The organism is Methylobacterium sp. Leaf465 (assembly GCF_001424705.1).
In the GTDB taxonomy this organism is placed as follows: Bacteria; Pseudomonadota; Alphaproteobacteria; order Rhizobiales; family Beijerinckiaceae; genus Methylobacterium.
Genome location: NZ_LMRA01000012.1, coordinates 273668 through 295323 on the forward strand (window position 1 = coordinate 273668; position 21656 = coordinate 295323).

Below are 21656 nucleotides of genomic sequence, written 5' to 3' on the forward strand. Positions count from 1 at the left end.
GGGTAGGGAGAGGCAGGTCGCGACCATGCTTGTCGGGATGCCATTCCTGCGGGTCTTCGACCGAATGGGCTACGGCGGGCTCGTGCTTTCGACGAATGGACACGTGCTGGCCATCAACGAAAGCGCACGCCACATCTTCCAGAGTCTGTTTTGCTTGAGCCGGTCCGAGGTCGAGGTCGAGGTTCTGAACGGGCTCGGGCGCGGGATCGTCAAGCGGTTGCTCGGGCAGGGTCGGGCACGCTTCCAACTGGACAGTGAGAACTGGATCCTGGTGGAGCGCCCCGACCAGCGCCCGCTGATCATGAGTTCCGTGCCGCTTCCGGTCGACGGCGCTGACGGGCCGCACTCGGTCCTTCTGCTGATCGACCTCGACGCGACGCCACTCCTCAACCGCGCCGCCCTGGAGCAGGTCTTTGGATTGACCCGCACGGAAGCGAAACTCGCCACCCTGATGGCCCAGGGCGCGACCCTTGCGGAAGCGGCGGGGCTCCAGGGTGTCCGCGTCGCCACCGTGCGGACCCAGCTCCGCTCGATCTTCACCAAGACCCATACCCATCGGCAGGCCGAACTGGTGATGCTGGTGTCCCGGCTCTCCAGCCTGCCCTGATCGGCGACCCCTTCCATCCGCTCGCCACACTTCCGCATGCGGTTCACGGTGATCGCAGCCCGACCGCGCATGTTCACAAATATATATTGTCATGCAATCGTTGGGATAGGGTCAATCGAGGATCATGATCGTAGATATAGAATGTATCAGGGCGAAGGTTTGTGCGAATACTGGAGTTGTTTAGTCAGTTTGGGGGATGACAGTTCCTGGGATCGGGCGATCTTCGTGCCGTCGTAAAACACGACGGGAGGAAACGATGAAACATTCCATTCCTATCCTCGGATTGGTCGGCCTGTCCCTGGCGGCCATGAGTTCCGCACCGGCCTCGGCGGCCACGAGACAGCAGCGTCTCCCCGCAAAGTACACGGCCCTGGACGCGGCGAAGACGAAACCCGCCATACCGGCCGAGCCCACCACCGCGCGTCAGGATTTCAACGCGGACGGAACCGACATCGCCATTCGCCTCCAGGACGGCCATCACGGCGACGGGAGCCTCTGAGTGGCGCGATGCAGCGCGACGAGGGTCGGGCGCGGTACGAGGCCTGTCCCCGGGCCATCGGGGGCGGGTCTTCGTGTTGAACCGATCCTCCGCCGGTGCTTGAGCGACCGAACCGCCTCATGCGATCCCGCTCGGCGCGCCATCGATGCGCGCCGGTCCGCGACGGGACCGCGCGTTCGGCGGCAGGGTCCGTCCTCGCGATCGTCGCGCCGTGAAATCGTCTCGTCGCGGAATCTTCCGGCGGGCGCGTGCGGCGCAGAGATCCGTCGCCCTCAGCGATGCCCGACGGCGATCAGGCCGTCGTCCATGACGGAGAACCGGATTCCGAACCGTCGCAGCGTCTCCACGGCCTTGTGCCGGGATTGCTGGGCCGTGCCGTCCGGATGCTCCTCCATGCGTTTCACGGTCGACAAGGAGAGGCCTGCGGCCCTGGCGAGATCGGACATGGACCAGTCCAGCAGGGCGCGGGCGGCACGCAGGTGACGTCCGGCGATCGCCTGCTCGAGCCCCTTCAGCAGCATCCCGACGGGTGGACTTCCCCGTGTGCCGAGGGGCCGCGCGAGATTGCTCCAGTCCACCACCTGGCCGCGCCCATCGACGATCGGAACCGTGAAGATCTCGAAGCGCTCCCGCTTCCCGCCGGCGATATAGAGGACCGGCTTCATCGTGTAGACCTGTCCGACCTGGTGCGCCGCGAGGCTTACGGCGCGCCAGTGTTCCCGCTCCTCGGTCACGATCGCCAGAAACGCGTCGTCCGCCGTCTCCTCGGGTGAGAGGCCGGTCAATTCGTAGGCTTCTTCCGTGAAGGTGTAGGCGTAGTCCGGATCGTTGGAGAAGGTCAGGGTCCGGGTGCGGTCGAACAGCGCTCGCCGGCGTCGCCGCTCCGCCGCGAGGGCCCGTCTCAGATTTTCCCGCTCCGTCACGTCGAGGACGCTTCCGGCAATCCCCAGGGGACGTCCGTCGGGGGCCAGGTGGATCTCGCTGCGAAGCGACAGGACGCGATTCGAGCCGCCCGGACGGATCACGCGGATCGTCTGCTTTTCCTGCGACATGGCCCCGATGAGGCCGGAGCCGCTCGCCATCCTCCCACGATCCTCCGGATGCACAAGGCCGATCAAAAGGTCGTAGCTTGGGCGGGTCGTCTGAGGATCGAGGCCGAGGATGCGGAACAGGCCGGAGGACCAGACATGCTGGTCGCTGGCGAAGTGCCATTCCCACGTGCCGCTGATGCCCTGGCTGTCGAGGAGACGCAGGAATTGCTTCGACGAGAATGGCAGGCTGTCGACGTCCATCGTCGCAATAGGCCTCGCAGCGAAGAAAACATCCAATGAAGGTTTTATTTTTACGGCATTCGATGCGAAAGGCGAAATTTCCCGGATCATTCAACGACAGGTAATCGAATACTAAATCTGAAGTTGCGTCTGCGGCGGCGAAAGCTTGGTCGCGTGCGATCCCCCAGACCGACAGGAGTCGCCGTACCGTTGCGGACGCGCTGGGCGGCACCGATCGGGCGCGTGACGATCAGACCGTCGGCGTCCCGGGATTCGTGTCCGGCATCGCAGCGCGTTTCCGAGCGGGGAGTGGTCCGGCGAGACGGACGGCCGTCCGGCGTTTACCCTGGCGTTGCCCTGCGCTAGGATTTTCGCCTCAGCCGATGGTCGCCGGACGTTCCGGCGGGCCGACATCGTCACCGCTTGCCTCACCCGTCGGGATCACCGTCAGGACGGTGCATCCCGGCGTGATCCTCTGCCTTCGATCCAGGGAGGCGGCCGTGCGCGGCCGTGGGATTCATGCGCCGCAACCGCCACGCCAAGATCGTCGCGACCGTCGGACCCGCCTCGTCGACACCCGACATGCTGCACCGGCTCTTCGTCGCCGGGGTCGACACCTTCCGCCTCAACTTCAGTCACGGCACGCAGGACGACCATGCCCGGGTCTACGCGGCGATCCGCACCCTGGAACGGGAGACCGGCCGGCCTATCGGAATCCTCCAGGACCTGCAGGGGCCCAAGATCCGCCTCGGCACCCTGGCGGGCGGGCGCCTCGACGTCGCGCCCGGCGAGACGGTGCGCTTCGTGCTGGAGGGCGCCGAAGGCGACCGGCACGCCATCCCCCTGCCCCACCGGGAGATCTTCCTGGCGGTGGCCCCGGGCCAGGATCTGCTCATCGACGACGGACGGGTGCGCGTGCGGGTCACGGGCCTGACCGGTGACAGCCTCACCGCCGAGGTGATCACTGGCGGAACGCTCTCGAACCGCAAGGGCGTGAACCTGCCCGGCACCCTCCTCGACCTCTCCCCGCTCACCGCCAAGGACCGGGCCGACCTCGCCTTCGGGCTGGAGCTCGGGGTGGACTGGGTCGCGCTCTCCTTCGTCCAGAAGCCCGCCGACCTCATCGAGGCCCGGGCCCTGATCGGTGACCGGGCCGGGCTGATGACCAAGGTCGAGAAGCCCCAGGCCCTGGAGCGCATCGACGACATCATCCGCCTGTCCGATGCCGTCATGGTGGCGCGGGGCGATCTCGGGGTCGAGATCCCGCACGAGGACGTGCCCGGACGCCAGAAGGAGCTGATCCGGGCCTGCCGGCTGGCGGTCAAACCGGTGATCGTCGCCACCCAGATGCTCGACTCCATGGTCTCGGCCCCGACGCCGACCCGGGCCGAGGCCTCGGACGTGGCCACCGCCATCTATGACGGGGCGGACGCGGTGATGCTCTCGGCCGAATCCGCCACCGGCCAGTATCCGGTCGAGACCGTGACCATGATGGCCCGCATCATCCACCGGACCGAGACGCACAAGCTCTACCGCTCGCTGATCACCGCCACCGATCCGGGCGAGGAGGAGACGCCGCCCCACGCCGTCGCCAGCGCCACCGCGACCCTCGCCGACGCGGTGGGGGCGGCCGCCATCGTGGCCTACAGGCTCAGTGGCACCACCGCGGCCCGGATCGCGCGACGCCGGCCGCAGGTGCCCATCCTGGCCCTGACGCCGGATCTCGCGACCTCGCGCCGGCTGTGCCTGCTCTGGGGGGCGCACAGCCTGCGCGCCGACGAGGTGGATTCCTACGAGGCGATGGTGGCCAATGCGCTCGCTCACGCGGTGGAGGAAGGTTTCGCCCTGCCCCACGCCCGCGTCGTGATCACCGCCGGCATCCCCTTCGCGGTGGCCGGCACCACCAACAACATTCGTGTCGCGCAAGTCCCCTCCGCCTAAACCCCCCCTCCGCCTGAGCCGGTCCCTGTCGGGCGGCGCGGTGGGCGTGGATCGAAACCGGCCGAGCACCCGGGCACAACTCTTCGACAATACCGGCAACTGTGCCGTGTTTCGCCCGTCCTCCAGCGTCTAGGCGCGTTTTCGCAAGACGAAGGTCGGACGCGCTTCAACGGGGTCAGGCTATTCAGCGATGCTTAACGGCGCGGGCGTAGACCCCGGGGACGTGTACCGGTGCCTTGCCGTCGTTCAACCCGAGCGGACCTTCGCTATCCCGTCCACGTGCCTGCTCTCCCGCCCCTGTCTCGTGGACGATGACCGTGACCCTGAAATCCTTCGGCACCTTCGCTGCCCTGTTCCTCGTCGGCGTCGCGCCGGCCATCGCCGCACCCCAGCAGGTCGGCGTGGTCGCCAAGGTCGACCGCCAAGCCGTCGCCTCCCAGTCCGGCCAGGCCCGCGACATGGCTCCCCAGGGGCCGGTGTTCTTCAAGGACATGATCCGCACCGGTGCCGAGTCGCGCCTTGAGGCCAAGCTCGCCGACGACACCGTGCTGACCCTCGGCGAGAACGGCAGGCTCACCGTGGACGACTTCGTCTACAAGCCCGGCGCGCAGGGCGGGAAGCTCGCCCTCTCGGTGGCGCGCGGCGCCTTCCTCTTCGTCGGCGGCAAAATCGAAGGGCCGACCGGCGGCAACGTCGCGATCAAGACCGCCGTCGGCACCCTCGGGGTGCGCGGGACGACGGTCTGGGGCGGCGCCATCGACGGTGGCTACGGCGTGCTCGTGCTCGACGGCGAGGTGATGCTCAAGACCAAGCGCGGCAGCGTGCTCATGCGCAAGGGTCAGGGGACGATGGTCTACAAGGGCCGGGCACCCGAGGCGGCCGCCCCCTGGCCGGACGACCGGACCAAGCGCGCCGTGGCGACGGTCACGATCAGCGAACAGGCGCAGTTCGTCCCCACTCTGAACCGCTGACGAATCCTGCGGCAGGCGCCGGGGCGGTGGGATTCCACCCACCGTTCCGGTAGCCTGCGGCGATGCCCGGGCGGTATCGCGGTCCCGCGCCGCCCGACCCTTTGGAGACCGCCCTGGTGCAGGCCCTCGACATGCCCGTCCCCCTGTCGACCCTGGCGGCCCTCCTGGTTGCAATGGCGGCCAAGCATTACCTGATCGACTTCGTCGTCCAGACGGACTGGATGGCCCGCGGCAAGGAGCGGGTCGCGGGCTGGGCGGCGCCGCTCGCCGTCCATGCCGGGACGCATGCCCTCGGCACCCTGGCGATCGCCCTGCTCTACAAACCCGCCCTGTGGTGGCTCGCGCTCCTCGACTTCGTGGTCCACGGACTGATCGACCGGGCTAAGACCCTGGTCGCCCACCGCACCCGCTGGCCCATGACCGACCCGCGCTTCTGGTGGCTGATGGGCTTCGATCAGTTCCTGCACCAGCTCACGAACATCGCCCTGGTGGTGCTCCTCGTCCTCCCCTGAGACTCTCGTCTCAGGCCGCCATGCTGACGGAGCGCTCGCCCGCCCGGATGCGGCGGGCATGGAGCGCCAGGATCGGGTCGTCGGGGTTGGCCGCGTGCAGGCCCAGCAGCGCCTCGGCCGCGCCGGCGTCCCCCGCGACCAACCGTCCGAAGGCCACGCGATAGGCGTCCAGGGCGTCGCTGGCCTGTCCCGTCGGCTCGAAGACCTCGACGCCCACGGATTTGCCCTTCAGCATCAGGGTCCCGATGGGCCGGAAGCTGACGCCGGACACCTGGTCGCAGGTGGTGCGGGCGATGCAGATGCGGGTGCCGAGCGCCTTGTTGGCGGATTCGAGCCGCGCCGCAACGTTGATCGCATCGCCGTGCGCCGTGTAGTCGAAGCGGCGCGTCCCGCCGAAATTGCCGACCACGGCACGTCCGGTATTGATGCCGATGCGGGTCGCGCCGAAGGGGACGCCCTGGGCCCGTTGCCGCTGGCGAAACGCCTCCGCGAAGGCGTCGAGGGCCAGCGCGCAGGCCACCGCCCGCGCGGCATGGTCGGGCTGGTCGAGGGGCGCGTTGAACATGACGTGCACCGCGTCGCCGACGATCTTGTCGACGGTGCCGCCATGGGCCATCGCGATGGAGCACAGGCCGTCGAGATAGGCGTTCAGCAGGTTGACGAGGGCCTCGGCGCCGGAGGCCTCGGTCATCGCGGTGAAGCCCTCGAGGTCGGTGAAGAGGAACGTCATCTCGCGGGTCTCGCCGCCGAGCTTCAGCCGGCCGGGGTCGCTGGCCAGCACCGCCACCAGGTCCGGCGACAGGTAGTGCGTGAAGGCGGTGCGCAGGCGCTGGGCGGAACGCTCCGAGCCCGCATAGCGGGCGAGGCTCCCGCCCGCATGGGCGACGAGGAGGCCGAGGGACGGCAGCGTCGGGTCGAGGAGCAGGCCGCCCCGGGCGAACAGGGCCAGGGCGGCGAAGGTCGGCACGGGCGCCAGGAAGGCCATGCCGAGCCCGGCGCTGCTGAGCCGCCCGAAACCGCAGGCCAGGGCGGCGGCGAGGCCGAGCACCAGCGCCGCCACGATCTCCGCACCCAGCGCCCAGGCCGGGCGACTGAGCGCTTGCCCGCCGATGACCTGATCGAGGGCCATCGCGTGCAGGTTCACGCCGGGCTCGAACGGGGTCATCGGCGTGGGGCGCAGGTCGGACAAGCCGACCGCGCTGGTGCCGACGAAGACCGCGCGGCCCTGGATCTCCGGGCGCAGGCCCGGACGCTGATCGGGATCGAGCAGGCGCCAGGCGGCGATCGTCGGCGTCGAGCGGGCCTTCGGGAAGTGGAGGGCCAGGGCGCCGGAGCGGTCGACGGAGAGATCGACCGCCCCGACGCGGATCGTGTAGCCGGTCAGGGTCGCGCCATCGCGCTCCGCCCGCACCTTGAAGCTCTCCTCGTCCTGCAGCACCCGCAGGGCGTCGAGGGCGAGGGAGGGCACCAGGCGGTTTCCCACCGTCGCGAGCAGCGGCAGGCGCCGGATGATCTCGTCGCTGCCGGCCGCGATGGTGAAGCTGCCGTGGCCGGCGGCGGCCGCATCGAGCACGGGCAGGTTCTGGACCGAGCCTCGGAAGTTGGGGACCGTCTCGCCGGGATCGCCGGAGATCGTCGCGAAGCCGGCGCTGCGCGTGACGGGTTCGCCCTGCGCGTCCGGCGTCAGCGCGAAGCCGGCGACGACGCGGCCCCGGGCGAACACCGCCGCCAGGGCGGCATCGTGGTCCGGCAGGGCCGTCTCGGGCTCCGCCGCGCGAAAGCCGAAGCGCCGCGCCCAGTCGGGCACCAGGAGCGCGGGCGAGGTGCGGTCGGGCTCGGCGAAGACCATGTCGAGGGCGACGACGCCGGCGTCGAGGTTCTGCAGGGCCGCGACGAGGTCCGCCACCACGTGGCGCGGCCAGGGCCACTGGCCGTGCCGCTTCAGGCTCTCCTCGTCGATGTCGACGACCCGAACCGCGGCGCCGTCGGTCGCGCGGGGGCTGATCCGTTGGGCGCTGTCGAAGGCCGCCTGCCGCAGGCGCTCGAACGGCTCCGGAACGACGGTCCGCACGGCCAGGAGGGCCAGCACCAGGGCAAGGCCCACGCCCACCGGGGCCAGGCGTCGTGACAGGAACATCGGGTGCAGGCTCCGCGCGGGGCGTCTTCGCGATCAGTCTCGCGCCGCCGTGCTGAGATCTCGTTAAGGATAGGAGACGGCGCGTGAAACAAAGCGGTTGCCGTTCGCCAGCTCTTAACCGGCCCCCGGCACGGTTCGCCCCGGGCCATCACTGTGCCCAGCCTGGAACCTTCCGTGCCGCGTTCCCAAGCGAAGTCCCTGGACCATCATCACCTCCCGGCCGGTGCGCGCCTGTTCTCGGCCGGCGACCTGGGCGATGCGGCCTACCTCATCGTGAGCGGCCGATTGGAGATCGTCCTCGAGCGTCCGGAGGGGGACCTCATCCTGGCGCATCGCGGCCCCGGCGAGATCGTCGGGGAGATGGCGATCCTCGATCACCAGCCGCGCTCCGCCGCCGTGCGAGCCCTGGAGGACAGCGAACTCGTCGTCATCACGGAGGAGCAGCTCGCCCACCGCATCGCGCAGACCGATCCGATCCTGCGGATGTGCCTGGGCGTGGTGCTGTCGCGCTACCGGCAGACGGTGGCCATCCTCGAGCAGATGAAGGGAACGGCGCCGCCGCCGGTCCTCGGCGCCGATGCCCCCCCGTCCGAGACCTTCGCGGCCGCCCTCGGCGCCCTGTCGCTGGAGCGCGAGATCCGCGCCGGCCTGCGCAACGGCGAGTTCGAGCTGTACTTCCAGCCCATCGTGCGGCTGTCGTCCCGGCGGCTGGCCGGGTTCGAGGCCCTGATGCGCTGGCGCCACCCGACCCGGGGCCTGGTGCCGCCCATCGAGTTCATCCCGGCGGCCGAGGCGTCCGGTCTCATCGTCGACCTGACCGCGTATGCCTTCGAGGAAGTCGGGCGGGTCTTCCCCGAGCTCCTGCTCGCCGCCCAGACCAATCCCGGCGCGCTCGACGGTCCGCTCTTCATGACCGTCAACGTCTCGGGGCGCGACCTCGCCGGCGCCTCGTTCCCCGAGATGATCGCCGACTTCCTGGCGCGGACCCGGATCGCCCCCTCCAGCCTCAAGATCGAGGTCACGGAGAGCATGCTGATGGACGATCCTGAGCGTGCCGCTGCCGCGCTCACGCAGTGCCGGAACGCCGGCCTCGGGATCGCGATCGACGATTTCGGAACGGGCTATTCCTCGCTGAGCTATCTGAGCACCCTGCCGGTGACGACTCTGAAGATCGACCGCGCCTTCGTGCGCACCCTCCTGGCCGACCAGACCAGCCGGGGCATCGTGCAGACGATTCTCCGGCTGGCCGACGATCTGGCGGTGTCCGTGGTGGCCGAGGGAATCGAGCAGGCCGGCGAGGCCGACCTTCTCGCCGGCATGGGCTGCGCCTTCGGCCAGGGTTTCTATTTCGGTCGGCCGGCCCCCCTGGCAGGCGCCCTGAGCGCCATCGCGACCTGGCCCGCCCCGACCGACCATCAGGCCGCCCTCCGCTTGATCGCCTGACCGAAGCGACGGGCGCGGCGCGGCTCCGAGGAACGGTTTTCGAGAACCGCTATCGGCGTTCGATCCGCCCCGGGCCCGTCAGTGGGACGGATGGCGCGGCGGCGTTGGTGCTCTCCTTGTAGATCGGCACGATGACCCGGAGCCAGCCTCGGGTGTCGCGGCCGCCGTAATTGCGCTCGACCACGTCCTGGGTGACGTAGGCCTGCAGGTTCACCGGGCCGAAATTGTACCCGACGAGGCCGCCCACCGCGATCTGGCCCTGGCGGCGATAGCCCGGGAACCGGGTCGGCAGGTCGGTGGAGGCGAAGGCCACGGGGCCGACCTCCCATTTGCCGAACTTCTTCGTCGCGGTGAGATCGAGGTTGAGATAGTCGGGATAGACCCCGCCCTGCGGCGAGATCGGGTCGAGGAAGATCCCGTAGAGCAGGTTGGCCGTGAGGTTCAGGCCGTCCCCGGTGTAGCTGGCGGCGAAGCGGTGGCTCAGGGAGGCGTTCTGGNCCCACCGCGATCTGGCCCTGGCGGCGATAGCCCGGGAACCGGGTCGGCAGGTCGGTGGAGGCGAAGGCCACGGGGCCGACCTCCCATTTGCCGAACTTCTTCGTCGCGGTGAGATCGAGGTTGAGATAGTCGGGATAGACCCCGCCCTGCGGCGAGATCGAGTCGAGGAAGATCCCGTAGAGCAGGTTGGCCGTGAGRTTCAGGCCGTCCCCGGTGTAGCTGGCGGCGAAGCGGTGGCTCAGGGAGGCGTTCTGGGTCAGGAAGCGGGTCTCGATCGGCAGGTAGCCGCCGAAGAGGTAGCTGACGCCGAAATTGTTGCCGAGGTTCCAGGCGAGCTGGCCGGCCAGCAGCGGCTGGCCGATGCCGCTCTGGTAGGGCGTGCCGCGGGGGCTCGACGCCACGACGCCCGTTCGCACGGGATCGCGGCGGNCCGCGTCGATCTCCACGGTGGCGTGCAGCGCCCGGGCCAGGGGCCGAAGAGGTAGCTGACGCCGAAATTGTTGCCGAGGTTCCAGGCGAGCTGGCCGGCCAGCAGCGGCTGGCCGATGCCGCTCTGGTAGGGCGTGCCGCGGGGGCTCGACGCCACGACGGGCTGGATCGCGATGAGGTTCAGGCGCGCGCCGAACAGGGTCCAGGGCGTCGCCCAGACGAAGGCCGGCAGGTTGACGTTCGATTCCGAGTCGAGCGGGCGCGTGTCGCGCACCCCGAAGCTGGACGTGTTGACGAAGTAGAGACCCACCGGGAGCTGGGCGCCGGCCGCGGCACCGATGGTTTGGCCCGGCTGGGCCGCGGACCCCGCCATCGCGGGGGCGCCGGCGAGGGCCAGCAGGGCGACGGCAGCCGACAGGCGGCGCGCCAGCGATTGGAGGGCGCGCAGGGTCGTCCGAACGGCGGGTGCCGCGCCCATTGTCCCGGTCGGCGGACCGTCGCACCTGCGGACGGCTCCGGAGTTTTCGTAGGTCTCGTTTCCGGTGCGAAATCTGAATGGCGTTCGGATCACGGCTGTCTCCCGATGCTGGTCGCGATGCGGGACGGCACCCGAGAACGGTGCAGCGACAACGCGGCGCGCCCTATCTAGACAACCGAGAGGTGTGTTTTCTACGCAGCAAAAGCCTGTGCTTGTATTATCCCGGTGGGTGTGGCTTCAAAACACAGCTTAGAGCCATCCTATGCTGGAAAAGCGGAAATCTGAAAAGGTTACAGGACAAGATTCAATGAGTTAGATTGTCGAATCGGAAATGTATTTGAAAATGAGGATCATGAGTATTTCCGTATTTCGTCAGAAACGGTGATGGGCAGTGGTTTGTCGCAAAACAGAAGGAAAGTTTACACGAAAATAGTCATTGTCGAGGTCAGAGAACAGCACGACAGGAATTATGGTGCTATTCCTTCGGGCGGCGATCCGGATCAATGCCGTCGCCAGCGCCGCCGGCCTCGTGGAGGGCGTTGCTCCGAGCGCCTCGGCACTGTTCTATGTCTGCGCATCGTCGTCTCGCTCCCGACGACGAGACCGGGGAGGCTCCGATGGACGCGGCCTCGTCGGCTGCTGGCCCGATCCGCCGAGGTGTCGTCCGGACCAGTCTGCCGCTGGCCGACGAGTCCGCCGCGTCGGAGCCGGCGGAGGGCATCGAGCGGGCGGACGACGCCGACTTCCCCGCCGGCCGGGCTGCGCCTTCGGACAAGGGTCTCACGTCGGGGGGCGGCGGATCACCCGACCGGTCGCCGGGTCGGGACCTTCGGCGTTTCGCCGGGGGTGGCCGGTGCGGCCCTTACCCGAACAGGATCATCGCCTTCGAGACCGTGCTCCAGATCCCCCAGGCGATCGGGACGCCGACGGCGATCCAGGCGAGGATCGCGAGGGGCGTGACGCCGCCCCGGCCGATGCCGCGAGCGCTCGTCCGCCCCGCTGCCGTGGCGTTCCCGCCCTTCGCGCTGGCGGCGAGCGCGGCGTCGCTCATGAACCAGCGCGCCGCCAGCGGCCGGACCAGGAGGTTGGCGACGAAGCCGGCTGCCAGGAAGGCCGCCAGGATGTACATCGTCCGGGTGTAGAGCGCCGCCCCCTGGATGCCGGCATCGACCTGCGCCTGCCGGATCGCCGTCACCACGAAGGGACCGACCACGCCGGCCGTCGACCAGGCGGTGAGGAGCCGCCCGTGGATGGCACCGACGAACTGCGTGCCGAAGATGTCGGCGAGGTAGGCGGGAATCGTGGCGAAGCCGCCGCCGTACATCGACAGGATCACGCAGAAGAACGTCACGAACAGCGCTTTCGAGCCGATCGACGCCGCCCAGGGTGCGCCCGCGTAGAGCAGGCATCCGAGGGCGAAGAAGGTGGCGTAGGTCACCTTGCGGCCGATCTTGTCGGACATCGAGGCCCAGAAGAAGCGTCCGAGGATGTTGAACAGGGACAGGAGGCCGACGAAGCCGGCCGCGACCGCCGCGATCTGGGCCCTCTGGCCGGCATCGAGCTGGCCGAAGCCGGCACCCGGCTGACCGATCAGGGCACCGCCGAAGATCTCCTGCAGCATCGGCGACGCCAGGGCGAGCACGCCGATGCCAGCCGAGACGTTGAGGCAGAGCACCGCCCAGAGCAGCCAGAACTGCGGGGTCTTGTGGGCCCGGTCCAGGTGGACGTGACCCGAGGTGATCATCGCGCTCTTGGCCGCCGGCGCGGTCCAGCCTTCCGGCCGCCAGCCGGCCGGGGGCACGCGGTAGCCGAAGGCGCCGCAGAGCATCGCCGCGCCGTAGAGCCCGCCCATCACCGCCAGCGTCTGCCAGACGCCAGCGGAATCCGGGGTCTTGAAGGTGTTGATGAGCAGGGTGGCCAGCGGCGAGCCGATCATGGCGCCGCCGCCGAAGCCCATGATGGCCATGCCGGTGGCCATGCCCCGGCGGTCGGGGAACCACTTCACCAGGGTCGAGACCGGCGAGATGTAGCCGAGGCCGAGGCCGATGCCGCCGACGAGGCCCATGCCGAGCCAGATCAGCCAGAGCTGATGCACGTAGACGCCGAGGGCGCCGATCAGGAACCCGCCGCCCCAGCACAGGGCCGCCGCGAGGCCGGCCTTGCGGGGGCCGGCCCGCTCCAGCCAGCCGCCGAACACCGCCGCCGACAGCCCGAGCATCACGATGCCGATGGAGAAGACGATGACGAGGTCGCTGACGCGCCAGTCGCAGGTGGTGGTGACCAGGGCGGTGGCGATGCCCATGTCCGGGCAGGCCGCCGGCGCGGGCTGGCCGACGCTCAGCGCCCTCGACAGGGGGAGCCAGAACACCGACAGACCGTAGGACATGCCGATGCAGAGATGGATGGCCAGGGCCGCCGGCGGGACCAGCCATCGGTTGAAGCCGGGCTTGGCGACGATCGCTTCGCGGGACAGCCACCCGGGCGTGCGTGCGTCCGACAAGGACGCGTCTGAAACGCGAACGTCCATTCCAGGCATTGCTCCCGAAGATACACCGCGATGCAGCGGTTTCTTTGGATTAAAGTATGTCGGGAAACGTGGTGCGACGGTGTTCGCGGCAGGCGCCGAACGATTTGCTTACCCTGTCAGGTGCTCGATCCCGATTTCGACGGCCGATCGCAGATCCGGTTTCGATCGCCCCTGGCCGTGACCCAGGGTGAGTCCCGTCCGCGATCCCAGGGCCGTCGCCGCGCGCCGCCCGTTCCGGACGGCGCGGCGGAGGGGTTTTTAGGGCGCGGACGCGGATCGGATCGACGGGCGCCCGAGTCGCGGGATCCACCGCACGTAGACCAGCTCGCTCATGAGTTCGATCAGCGTCTGCGTGACGATGACGGCTGGCAGCAGGGGCACCCCGCCCGGAACCGCGAAGGCCAGGGGCAGGACGACAAGCGAGTTCCGGGTCGCGGCGCTGAAGGCCAGGGTCCGCCCGGTGGGCGCGTCGAGCCGGAAAACGCGCCCGGCTCCCCAGCCGATGAGCGGAGCCAATGCGGCGAAGGCCAGGTAGACCGGGACCGTCCGTGCGGCCGCGTCCCGGCTCGCGCCGAGCTGCGGCAGGACCGCCGCGACCACGACAAAGAGGACGAGGGCCGTCGCGGGGACCGGCAGCACACTAAGCCCGGCCGCGGCCCGTCGCCCGCGGTGGCTCCGTCCGCTCCAGACCTGGACGGCACCGGCCGCGGCCAAGGGCAGCGCGATGAGCCAGACGAAGGCGTGGAGGAAGGGGCCGACCTGCACGAACCGTCCCGCGTCCGCGCCGAGAAAGAGCGTCAGGTAGATCGGCAACAGCGCCATCTGGGCGAGGAGAAGGGCCGGGGTCGAGGCCAGCAGGACCCGGGCATCGGCGCCCCCGAGATGGGCGAAGGTCACGACGTAGTCGATGCACGGCGTGAGCAGCACCATCAGCACGCCGAGACGCAGCATCGGGTCGGCGGGAAGGAAGAGGGTGAGCCCGGCGACCAACAGGGGGATCGCGAGGAAATTGACGACCATCAACGCCGCCAGGAAGCGGCCGCGGGTGAAGGCGTGAGCCAGCGCCCGCAGGGGCACCTGCAGGAAGGTGACGAACAGCATCAGTGCGAGGGCCGGGTTGATCCCTCCTTCCAACGCCGCCGTTCCCGGCACGGTCAGGGCCGTGACGGCCCCTGCGGCGACGGCCGCAAGGGAGAGTTCGATCTGGCGGCCTTCGAGGGCGTCGCGCAGGGTTTCGATGCGGTCTCGCGCGTGCGGGGCCTGGGACTCAGCGGGCATCAGGCCGAGGCCGCCGACGCAGGGCGACGGAAGAGCAGCGCCAGGTTGTTTGCCGGCAGGCCGATGCGGGCTTCGTGCCGCAGGCCGCGCCGCGCGGCCGTGTCCGCGACGGTCTCGAGATCGCGGACGCCCCAGCGCGGATCCCGCGCACGCAGGTCCTGGTCGAAGGCGGCGTTGCTCTCGGCGGTGTGGCGGCCGCCCTCGCGAAAGGCGCCGTAGAGGAACAGGACGCCGCCCGGGGCAAGCGTGCGGGCGGCTCCGTCCATCAGCCCTTCCGTGGCCGACCACGGCGCGATGTGGACCATGTTGATACACAGGATGGCGTCGGCGCGCGCGATCGGCCAGGCGGCCGCGGCGGCGTCGAGATCGAGGGGAGGCCGCAGGTTGGCGAGACCTGCGGCCTCCGCATGCGCCGCGATGCTGCGGCGATAGGCCGGCTCGGGGTCGCTGGGCTGCCACGAGAGCGCCGGCAGGGCGGCGGCGAAATGGACCGCGTGCTCGCCCGATCCACTGGCGATCTCGAGGATCGTGCCGGTCTCGGGCAGGACGTCCCGCAGGACGGCGAGGATCGCCGCACGATTGCGCGCCGCCGCCGGCGCGATGAGCGCCTCACGCCCCCTATCCCAGTCCTTCATCGTCCCTCCGTTCCGGCAGCGTCGCGGCGACCGTCATTCCAAATTCGCAACCCTGGCGCAAACGACGGAGCACGCCTGTTGCATCTCGACGCCGGAGGCATCAAACACCATTCAGATTTTCGGGCCGTTCGCCTTGCCACCTTTCGGGTGCCGCGAGACGAAGCGCCGGCATCCATCGCCGCCGTCCGTGATCATCACAGCTCTAAGGACACTGCTATGAAGACGCGCGCCGCGGTCGCGTGGGAGGCCAAGAAGCCTCTCACGATCGAGACCATCGACATCGAAGGACCCAAGGCCGGCGAGGTTCTCGTCGAGCTGATGGCCACCGGCATCTGCCACACCGACGCCTACACCCTGTCGGGCCTCGATTCCGAGGGCAAGTTCCCGGCGATCCTCGGCCACGAGGGCGCGGGCATCGTCCGCGAGGTCGGCGCCGGCGTCACCGCGCTGAAGCCCGGCGACCACGTCATCCCGCTCTACACCCCGGAATGCCGCAACTGTAAGTCCTGCCTGTCGCAGCGCACCAACCTGTGCACCGCGATCCGCTCCACGCAGGGCCAGGGCGTGATGCCCGACGGCACCAGCCGCTTCTCCTGCGTCTCCACCGGCGGCAGCCCGGGCGGGTCCAACACCCTGTTCCACTACATGGGCTGCTCGACCTTCTCGAACTTCACGGTCCTGCCGGCGATCGCGCTGGCCAAGATCCGCGAAGACGCCCCCTTCGACAAGATCTGCTACATCGGCTGCGGCGTCACCACCGGCATCGGCGCGGTGATCTACACCGCCAAGGTCTGGCCCGGCGCCAACGTCGTGGTGTTCGGCCTCGGCGGCATCGGCCTCAACGTATTGCAGGCCGCCCGTATGGTGGGGGCCGACAAGATCATCGGCGTCGACATCAATCCGGACAAGCAGGAGATGGCCCGCAAGTTCGGGATGACCCACTTCATCAACCCGAAGGAGGTCGGCAACGATCACGTGGTCCAGGCGATCCTCGACGTGACCGGCGGCGGCGCGGATTTCTCCTTCGACTGCACCGGCAACGTCAACGTGATGCGCCAGGCTCTCGAGTGCTGCCACCGCGGCTGGGGCGAGTCGATCGTCATCGGCGTGGCCGAGGCCGGCAAGGAGATCGCGACCCGTCCGTTCCAGCTCGTCACCGGCCGCGTCTGGAAGGGCTCGGCCTTCGGCGGCGCCCGCGGCCGCACCGACGTGCCGAAGATCGTCGACTGGTACATGGAGGGCAAGATCAACATCGACGACCTGATCACCCACACCATGCCGCTCGAGGACATCAACCACGGCTTCGACCTCATGCACGAGGGCAAGTCGATCCGGTCGGTGGTGGTTTACTGATCCAATCGGGACAGACCGTGTCCGGTCCCTCCCCCCTTCGCGGGGGAGGGTGCCTGCGGAGCAGGCGGGAGAGGGAGCGACCTCCCGGGACCGGTGCTCCCCTCACCCGACCCGCTGACGCGGGCCGCCCTCTCCCGCAGAGGGCAGAGGGAGGGGCGCGGATCGACCATTCTTTCAGGGGCCCGACATCGCACCCTTTCCCAGCCCCGGAACGGGACTCTGAGCCCTAAGCAGGAGAGTACACATGGAAACCCTCTCGAAGGCCCGCGCCCACGGCGGCACGCAGGGCGTCTACAAGCACGATGCCCGGACCACGGGCTGCCCGATGACCTTCGCGGTGTTCGTGCCGCCGCAGGCCGAGGCCGGCCCGGTGCCGGTGCTGTGGTACCTCTCGGGCCTGACCTGCACGCACGCCAACGTCATGGACAAGGGCGAGTACCGCAAGGCGGCGGCTGAGCACGGCGTCATCATCGTGGCGCCCGACACCAGCCCGCGCGGCCCCGGCATTCCCGACGAGGAGGGCAACTGGCAGTTCGGCTCCGGCGCCGGCTTCTACCTCGACGCCACCCAGGCGCCCTACGCCGCGAACTACCGGATGTGGAGCTACGTGACCGAGGAACTGCCCGCCCTCATCGCAAAGGAGTTCCCGGCCGACATGTCCCGCCAGGGCATCTTCGGCCATTCCATGGGCGGCCACGGTGCACTGACCATCGCCCTCACCTATCCCGACCGCTTCAAGTCCTGCTCGGCCTTCGCGCCGATCGCCCAACCCTCCACGGCCGGCTGGTCGAAGCCTGCCTTCGAGAAGTATCTCGGCACCGACACCGCTGCGTGGCGCGCCCACGACGCCACGGCGCTGATCGAAGACGGCAAGCGCTTCCCGGAGTTCCTGGTCGACCAGGGCACCGCCGACAGCTTCCTCGACGACGGCCTGCGTCCCTGGCTCCTGGAAGAGGCCTGCAAGACGGCCGGCATTCCCCTGACCCTCAACATGCGCGAGGGGTACGACCACTCGTACTACTTCATCTCCACCTTCATGGCCGACCACATCGCCTGGGCCGCCGCCCGCCTGAAGTGAACTGCCTCACCCGGATGCGCCGACGAGGCGGTCGAGCCGCATCCGGGTGATCAACGCGATCTCGTCGAGGGCGGCCTGCTCCTCCTCTCCGGGAGTGCGCCGCAGGCGCTCCGCGAAGATCGCCAGGATCTCGGCTCGCGCCCGGCCGCGGACCGCGATGATGAAGGGAAAGCCGAAGCGGCGGCGATAGGCGGCGTTGAGGCGGTCGAAGGCCTCCGCGTCGGCGGCGGGCATGTGGTCGAGCCCGGCGCTGCCCTGCTCGCTTGCCGAATCCGCCGTCATGCTGCGGGCCCGCGCCTCGGGCCCGGCGAGCTCCGGATGGCCGTTCAGGAAGGCGATGCGGGTTTCGGTTGGCGCGGCGCGCACGGCCCGCATCATGGCCGCGTGCAGGTCGTCGAGGCTGGCGAAGGGCCCGTGCGCGTGGGCGCGCTCCGCGACCCAGGCCGCATGCTCGAACACCCCTCCGAATCGGACGACGAAGCCGGCCCCATCGAGCCGGTTGATGGCGGCGAGATCGGGCTTTCCGGAATCGACCATCGCCGTCAGCTGCCCCGGTAGGTGGCGCAGGTGCCCGGCGCGCACAGCATCGGCACGTGGTAGTGCTGCCCGGCATCGAAGACCGCGAAGCGCACCACCGGATTGTCGACGAAGATGTCGGCCTCGGTCACGCCGGGCTTGGTCTTCAGGTAGGCGTCGATGTGGAATTCGAGCTGGTACTGGCCGACCTTGGCCTCGGCGGCTGGCAGGATCGGTGCGTCGGTGCGCCCGTCGGCATTGGTGACGACGCTCTTCACGAGGCGCCACGCGTCGCCCTCCCTCACGGAGAAGTCGATGCGCACCCCCGGCGCCGGGCGGCCGCGATCCGCGTCGAGGACGTGTGTGGTGATGCCGGCCATGTCGATCGGGCTCCGGAAGGAAATCTTGCTGAAGGCGTGCCGCGGGCGCGTCAGCTGCCGCGATAGTAGGAGTAGCCCCAGGGGGTGAACAGCACCGGCAGGTGGTAGCGCTGCCCCGCATCGCGGATCACGAAGCGCACCGGAACGAGGCTCAGGAAATTCGGCTGCGGCAGCGCTACGCCGGCCTTGGCGAAATACGCCTCGAAATGCATCAACAACTCGTACTGGCCGACCTTCAGGGCCTCGTCGACCAGGAGTGGTTCGGCCGGACGGCCATTGGCGGCGGTGGTCACGGTCTTGAGCGTCCGATAGGCGTCGCCCTCCCGGATTGCCAGGTCGCAGACCATGCCGGCGCCGGGCGTGCCGTGGAAGTTGTCGATGGCGTGCAGGGTCAGGCGCGGGCCGAGGCCGGCCTGGGAGTTCGGCGCCGTCGCCAGGGCCCTCGGCGGGGCGGACGGGGCCTGCGCCAGAGCGCCGGTGGCGGCGACGGCGCCGAGACCGGCGCCGACGAGGCTTCGGCGCGTGAGGGCCGGTCGATCCATGGCGTGTCCTTCTCGACGAGTGCGGGGTTCGGGTTCAGGCGGGTTCGTGGGCGGCGCGTGCCGCGGCCCGCCGGACCAGGGCTCCGGGTTCCGGCGGGACGAAGGCGAGGATGAGGAGGATCGTCGCGACCTCGAAGCCCGCGACGATCCAGAGGCCGGTGGCGGCAGAGCCGGTCTGTTCGCGCAGGGCGCCCATCACCGCCGGCGCGCCGAACCCGGCGAGGTTCGCCACCGCGTTGATCAGCGCGATGCCGGCCGCCGCGGCCGAACCGGCGAGGAACCGGCCTGGGATCTGCCAGAAGACCGGAATGGCGCTCATGGTGCCGACGATCGCCACCGTGAGGGCGAGGATCGACAGCGCCGGGCTGATCGGGACGAGCCACCCGAGGAGGGCGATCGCCACGGCGCCGATCAGCGCCGGGAGGCCGCAATGGAGGCGCGCCTCGCCGGAGCGGTCGGAGTGGCGGCCGTTGAGGATCATCCCGGCTGCGCCGCAGAGATAGGCGCCGGACATGATCCAGCCGATGGTGAGCGGGTCGGTGTAGCCCGCCTCGCGGACCACGCTCGGCCCGAAGAAGGTCAGGGCCGAGTTGGCGGTGATGATGCAGAAGAAGATCGCGATGCATTGCCAGACCCGGACATCCCGCAACGAGGCCAGGATGCGATGCTCCCGCGGGCCGAGGGCCGCCGCGTCGCGGACGAGGTCGGCCGCGACCAGGGCGCGCTGCTCCGGGGTCAGCCAGCCGGCCTTCTCCGGCCGGTCGGTCAAATAGAACAGCGTGACGAGGCCGGCCAGGATCGACGGGATGCCTTCGAGGAGGAAGACCCACTGCCAGCCGGACCAGCCGTTCACGCCGTCGAGTCCGGTCATGATCGTGCCGGCCAGCGGTCCGCCGATCACCCCCGCGATGGCGGAGGCCGACATGAACAGCCCGAAGACCTTGGCGCGCCGCTCGGTGGGGTACCAGTAGGTCAGGAACAGGATCACGCCCGGATAGAAGCCCGCTTCGAACACCCCCAGGAGGAAACGCAGGACGTAGAACAGGCCGGGGGTGGTGACGAACATCATCGCCACGCAGCAGAGACCCCACAGCAGGGTGATGCGCGCGATGGTCTTGCGGGCGCCGATATGCTCGAGGAGGAGGTTGCTCGGGACCTCGCAGAGGAAGTAGCCGATGAAGAAGATCCCGGCGCCGATGCCGTAGACGGTCTCGCTGAACTTCAGGTCGGCGAGCATCTGCAGTTTGGCAAAGCCGATGTTCACCCGGTCGATCCAGGAGAGGACCCAGAGGAACATCAGGAACGGCAGCAGCCGCCAGGTGATCCGGCGATAGGTCTCGTCGAGTCCGGCCGGCGAGGGCTGTTCGAGCGCCATCAGACAATCCGCAGTCCCGGCGATTCGAGCCGGGACGATGCATCAAAATGATGCAAATCGGGGGCCATGGCGACGGGTGTGGCAGGCCCGTTCCCCGCGATGCTTGGGGATGGCCATGCCCCGCGCCCCCAGGAACGCACCCGCCCCGGTACTCTTCCGCTACCCACGTCACGTACAGCTGGCCGTCGTCTCACCCGAGTTGCGATCCATGCGCTTATCGATCACCGCCGGTTCCAGCGTCCTCCGGCCCGCCGCGTGAGCGCGACGGTCATCCTCGCCCTGGTGCCGATCGCGCTGCTGATCGGCCTCGGCGTGCTGCTGCGCCGCAACGGCCTCGTGGCCGAGTCGTTCTGGGCCCAGGCCGAGCGCCTCGGCTACTACGTGCTGTTACCGGCGCTGTTCATCCACGGGCTGGCCACCGCGCGCCTGGACGGCGTGCCCGTCCTCGCCCTGGCGGGTGTCCTCGTGGCCTCGACCCTCGCGGTGGCGCTCATGCTGCTCGCGATCCGGCCGCGGCTCGACCTCGACGGAGCGGCCTTCACCTCGGTGTTTCAGGGCGGAGTGCGCTTCAACAATTACGTCGGGGTCTCGGCGGCGGCGGGGTTGTTCGGCATGCAGGGAATCGCCCTCGCGGCGGTCGCCAACGCGGCCATCGTGCCCACGGTCAACATCCTGTGCGTCCTGGTCTTCGCGCGCTTCGGCTCGGGCGGGCGGCTGGCGCCGCGGGCGGTCCTCCGCCAGCTCCTTCTCAATCCCCTGGTGGTCGCCTGCGGCATCGGGATCGCCCTGCAGGCGACGGGCTTCGGGCTGCCGCCGGGACTGGAGCCCACCCTGAAGGCCCTGGGGCAGGCCTCCCTCCCGCTCGGTCTCCTCTGCGTCGGCGCCGCCCTCGATCCCCGTACCGTCCGGACCTGGCTTCGTCCGGTCGTCATCGCGTCGGTCGCCAAGTTCGTGCTGATGCCGACGGTGACGATCCTGGCCTGCCTCGCCGCCGGCCTGCACGGGCCGGCCGCCGCCACCGCCCTGCTGTTCCAGTCGCTGCCGACGGCGTCCTCGTCCTACATCATGGCCCGGCAGCTCGGGGGCGACGCGCCGCTGATGGCCGGCATCCTCGCCCTGCAGACGGTGCTCGCCGGGCTCGCTATCCCCCTGGTGATGCTCATCCTGGAGGGGTTCACCGCCTGAC

The 21656-nt window shown here is 69.5% G+C and carries 19 protein-coding genes and 2 pseudogenes; 9 read left to right on the forward strand and 12 right to left on the reverse strand.

What is annotated here, in order from left to right:
* Positions 1 to 25 precede the first annotated feature (25 nt).
* Together ASG51_RS09785 and ASG51_RS09790 are read left to right on the forward strand one after the other, a co-directional pair.
* Entirely contained in the window at positions 26 to 607 is a 582-nt protein-coding gene (locus ASG51_RS09785) for a helix-turn-helix transcriptional regulator (RefSeq protein ID WP_056380507.1), read from the forward strand.
* Positions 608 to 863: 256 nt separating this feature from the next.
* The gene (locus ASG51_RS09790; protein WP_156389646.1) at positions 864 to 1106 is read left to right on the forward strand and encodes a hypothetical protein; all 243 of its coding nucleotides are present in this window, start codon (positions 864 to 866) and stop codon (positions 1104 to 1106) included.
* 272 nt (positions 1107 to 1378) lie between these two features.
* Here ASG51_RS09790 and ASG51_RS09795 read toward each other — a convergent pair whose 3' ends face one another.
* Positions 1379 to 2398: a PAS domain-containing protein gene (locus ASG51_RS09795; protein WP_056274578.1), complete on the reverse strand. Its 1020-nt coding sequence runs from the start codon at positions 2396 to 2398 to the stop codon at positions 1379 to 1381.
* A 498-nt stretch (positions 2399 to 2896) separates the two neighbouring features.
* Here ASG51_RS09795 and pyk point away from each other — a divergent pair, with 498 nt between their 5' ends.
* The 3 genes from pyk (at position 2897) to ASG51_RS09810 (ending at position 5801) form a co-directional block, all read left to right on the forward strand.
* The gene (gene pyk / locus ASG51_RS09800) at positions 2897 to 4318 is read left to right on the forward strand and encodes a pyruvate kinase (protein ID WP_056380511.1); all 1422 of its coding nucleotides are present in this window, start codon (positions 2897 to 2899) and stop codon (positions 4316 to 4318) included.
* 317 nt (positions 4319 to 4635) lie between these two features.
* Complete coding sequence (locus tag ASG51_RS09805; RefSeq protein ID WP_162239171.1) at positions 4636 to 5289, forward strand: FecR family protein; 654 nt, start codon at positions 4636 to 4638, stop codon at positions 5287 to 5289.
* A gap of 116 nt (positions 5290 to 5405) precedes the next feature.
* Positions 5406 to 5801, forward strand: a complete 396-nt coding sequence (locus ASG51_RS09810; RefSeq protein ID WP_056380830.1) for a DUF3307 domain-containing protein — start codon at positions 5406 to 5408, stop codon at positions 5799 to 5801.
* A gap of 10 nt (positions 5802 to 5811) precedes the next feature.
* On the opposite strand, the gene ASG51_RS09815 is transcribed toward ASG51_RS09810, so the two are convergent.
* Complete coding sequence (locus tag ASG51_RS09815; protein ID WP_056380513.1) at positions 5812 to 7938, reverse strand: adenylate/guanylate cyclase domain-containing protein; 2127 nt, start codon at positions 7936 to 7938, stop codon at positions 5812 to 5814.
* A gap of 174 nt (positions 7939 to 8112) precedes the next feature.
* Here ASG51_RS09815 and ASG51_RS09820 point away from each other — a divergent pair, with 174 nt between their 5' ends.
* The gene (locus ASG51_RS09820; protein ID WP_056274574.1) at positions 8113 to 9381 is read left to right on the forward strand and encodes an EAL domain-containing protein; all 1269 of its coding nucleotides are present in this window, start codon (positions 8113 to 8115) and stop codon (positions 9379 to 9381) included.
* 49 nt (positions 9382 to 9430) lie between these two features.
* Here the strand turns inward: ASG51_RS09820 and ASG51_RS09825 are convergent.
* From ASG51_RS09825 to ASG51_RS09850, 6 genes and pseudogenes are all read right to left on the reverse strand, one after another.
* Positions 9431 to 9878: transporter (locus ASG51_RS09825; protein ID WP_162245241.1), on the reverse strand; the 448-nt coding region annotated here is incomplete at its 5' end.
* A gap of 1 nt (position 9879) precedes the next feature.
* Positions 9880 to 10308: pseudogene (locus ASG51_RS09830) on the reverse strand (transporter); the annotation flags it as partial.
* Between the two features lies 1 nt (position 10309).
* Positions 10310 to 10738 (reverse strand): annotated as a pseudogene (locus ASG51_RS09835) (transporter); the annotation flags it as partial.
* Between the two features lie 910 nt (positions 10739 to 11648).
* On the reverse strand, positions 11649 to 13313 hold the full coding sequence (locus ASG51_RS09840) for an OFA family MFS transporter (RefSeq protein WP_056380515.1): 1665 nt from the start codon (positions 13311 to 13313) through the stop codon (positions 11649 to 11651).
* 258 nt (positions 13314 to 13571) lie between these two features.
* Positions 13572 to 14552 (reverse strand): arsenic resistance protein, encoded by a 981-nt coding sequence (locus ASG51_RS09845; protein WP_056380832.1) that lies wholly within the window; start codon positions 14550 to 14552, stop codon positions 13572 to 13574.
* Between the two features lie 38 nt (positions 14553 to 14590).
* The gene (locus ASG51_RS09850) at positions 14591 to 15226 is read right to left on the reverse strand and encodes a DUF938 domain-containing protein (RefSeq protein ID WP_056380517.1); all 636 of its coding nucleotides are present in this window, start codon (positions 15224 to 15226) and stop codon (positions 14591 to 14593) included.
* A gap of 216 nt (positions 15227 to 15442) precedes the next feature.
* Between ASG51_RS09850 and ASG51_RS09855 the strand changes: the two genes are divergently transcribed.
* Complete coding sequence (locus ASG51_RS09855; RefSeq protein ID WP_056213821.1) at positions 15443 to 16579, forward strand: S-(hydroxymethyl)glutathione dehydrogenase/class III alcohol dehydrogenase; 1137 nt, start codon at positions 15443 to 15445, stop codon at positions 16577 to 16579.
* 244 nt (positions 16580 to 16823) lie between these two features.
* Complete coding sequence (gene fghA / locus ASG51_RS09860) at positions 16824 to 17657, forward strand: S-formylglutathione hydrolase (protein WP_056380519.1); 834 nt, start codon at positions 16824 to 16826, stop codon at positions 17655 to 17657.
* A 6-nt stretch (positions 17658 to 17663) separates the two neighbouring features.
* Here fghA and uraD read toward each other — a convergent pair whose 3' ends face one another.
* From uraD to ASG51_RS09880, 4 genes are read right to left on the reverse strand one after another with little or no spacing between them, the layout of a single operon-like run.
* Positions 17664 to 18194, reverse strand: coding sequence for a 2-oxo-4-hydroxy-4-carboxy-5-ureidoimidazoline decarboxylase (uraD, locus tag ASG51_RS09865; protein ID WP_056380834.1), 531 nt, complete (start codon positions 18192 to 18194; stop codon positions 17664 to 17666).
* Positions 18195 to 18199: 5 nt separating this feature from the next.
* A complete protein-coding gene (gene uraH, locus ASG51_RS09870; RefSeq protein ID WP_056351448.1) occupies positions 18200 to 18553 on the reverse strand; it encodes a hydroxyisourate hydrolase in 354 nt (117 codons plus the stop codon).
* Positions 18554 to 18603: 50 nt separating this feature from the next.
* Positions 18604 to 19095, reverse strand: coding sequence for a hydroxyisourate hydrolase (gene uraH, locus ASG51_RS09875; RefSeq protein WP_056380521.1), 492 nt, complete (start codon positions 19093 to 19095; stop codon positions 18604 to 18606).
* A 34-nt stretch (positions 19096 to 19129) separates the two neighbouring features.
* The gene (locus ASG51_RS09880) at positions 19130 to 20470 is read right to left on the reverse strand and encodes an MFS transporter (RefSeq protein ID WP_056380523.1); all 1341 of its coding nucleotides are present in this window, start codon (positions 20468 to 20470) and stop codon (positions 19130 to 19132) included.
* Positions 20471 to 20725: 255 nt separating this feature from the next.
* Here ASG51_RS09880 and ASG51_RS09885 point away from each other — a divergent pair, with 255 nt between their 5' ends.
* On the forward strand, positions 20726 to 21655 hold the full coding sequence (locus ASG51_RS09885) for an AEC family transporter (RefSeq protein ID WP_056380526.1): 930 nt from the start codon (positions 20726 to 20728) through the stop codon (positions 21653 to 21655).
* The last annotated feature ends 1 nt before the right edge of the window (position 21656 follow it).

What these genes read in the sequence shown, in the direction of transcription:
- ASG51_RS09785 (WP_056380507.1), top strand. Translation starts at nt 26, where the DNA reads ATGCTTGTCGGGATGCCATTCCTGCGGGTCTTCGACCGAATGGGCTAC.
- ASG51_RS09855 (WP_056213821.1), top strand. Translation starts at nt 15,443, where the DNA reads ATGAAGACGCGCGCCGCGGTCGCGTGGGAGGCCAAGAAGCCTCTCACG.
- ASG51_RS09880 (WP_056380523.1), bottom strand. Translation starts at nt 20,470, where the DNA reads ATGGCGCTCGAACAGCCCTCGCCGGCCGGACTCGACGAGACCTATCGC.
- ASG51_RS09815 (WP_056380513.1), bottom strand. Translation starts at nt 7,938, where the DNA reads ATGTTCCTGTCACGACGCCTGGCCCCGGTGGGCGTGGGCCTTGCCCTG.
- uraH (WP_056351448.1), bottom strand. Translation starts at nt 18,553, where the DNA reads ATGGCCGGCATCACCACACACGTCCTCGACGCGGATCGCGGCCGCCCG.
- ASG51_RS09850 (WP_056380517.1), bottom strand. Translation starts at nt 15,226, where the DNA reads ATGAAGGACTGGGATAGGGGGCGTGAGGCGCTCATCGCGCCGGCGGCG.
- uraD (WP_056380834.1), bottom strand. Translation starts at nt 18,194, where the DNA reads ATGGTCGATTCCGGAAAGCCCGATCTCGCCGCCATCAACCGGCTCGAT.
- ASG51_RS09795 (WP_056274578.1), bottom strand. Translation starts at nt 2,398, where the DNA reads ATGGACGTCGACAGCCTGCCATTCTCGTCGAAGCAATTCCTGCGTCTC.
- uraH (WP_056380521.1), bottom strand. Translation starts at nt 19,095, where the DNA reads ATGGATCGACCGGCCCTCACGCGCCGAAGCCTCGTCGGCGCCGGTCTC.
- ASG51_RS09840 (WP_056380515.1), bottom strand. Translation starts at nt 13,313, where the DNA reads ATGGACGTTCGCGTTTCAGACGCGTCCTTGTCGGACGCACGCACGCCC.
- pyk (WP_056380511.1), top strand. Translation starts at nt 2,897, where the DNA reads ATGCGCCGCAACCGCCACGCCAAGATCGTCGCGACCGTCGGACCCGCC.
- fghA (WP_056380519.1), top strand. Translation starts at nt 16,824, where the DNA reads ATGGAAACCCTCTCGAAGGCCCGCGCCCACGGCGGCACGCAGGGCGTC.
- ASG51_RS09790 (WP_156389646.1), top strand. Translation starts at nt 864, where the DNA reads ATGAAACATTCCATTCCTATCCTCGGATTGGTCGGCCTGTCCCTGGCG.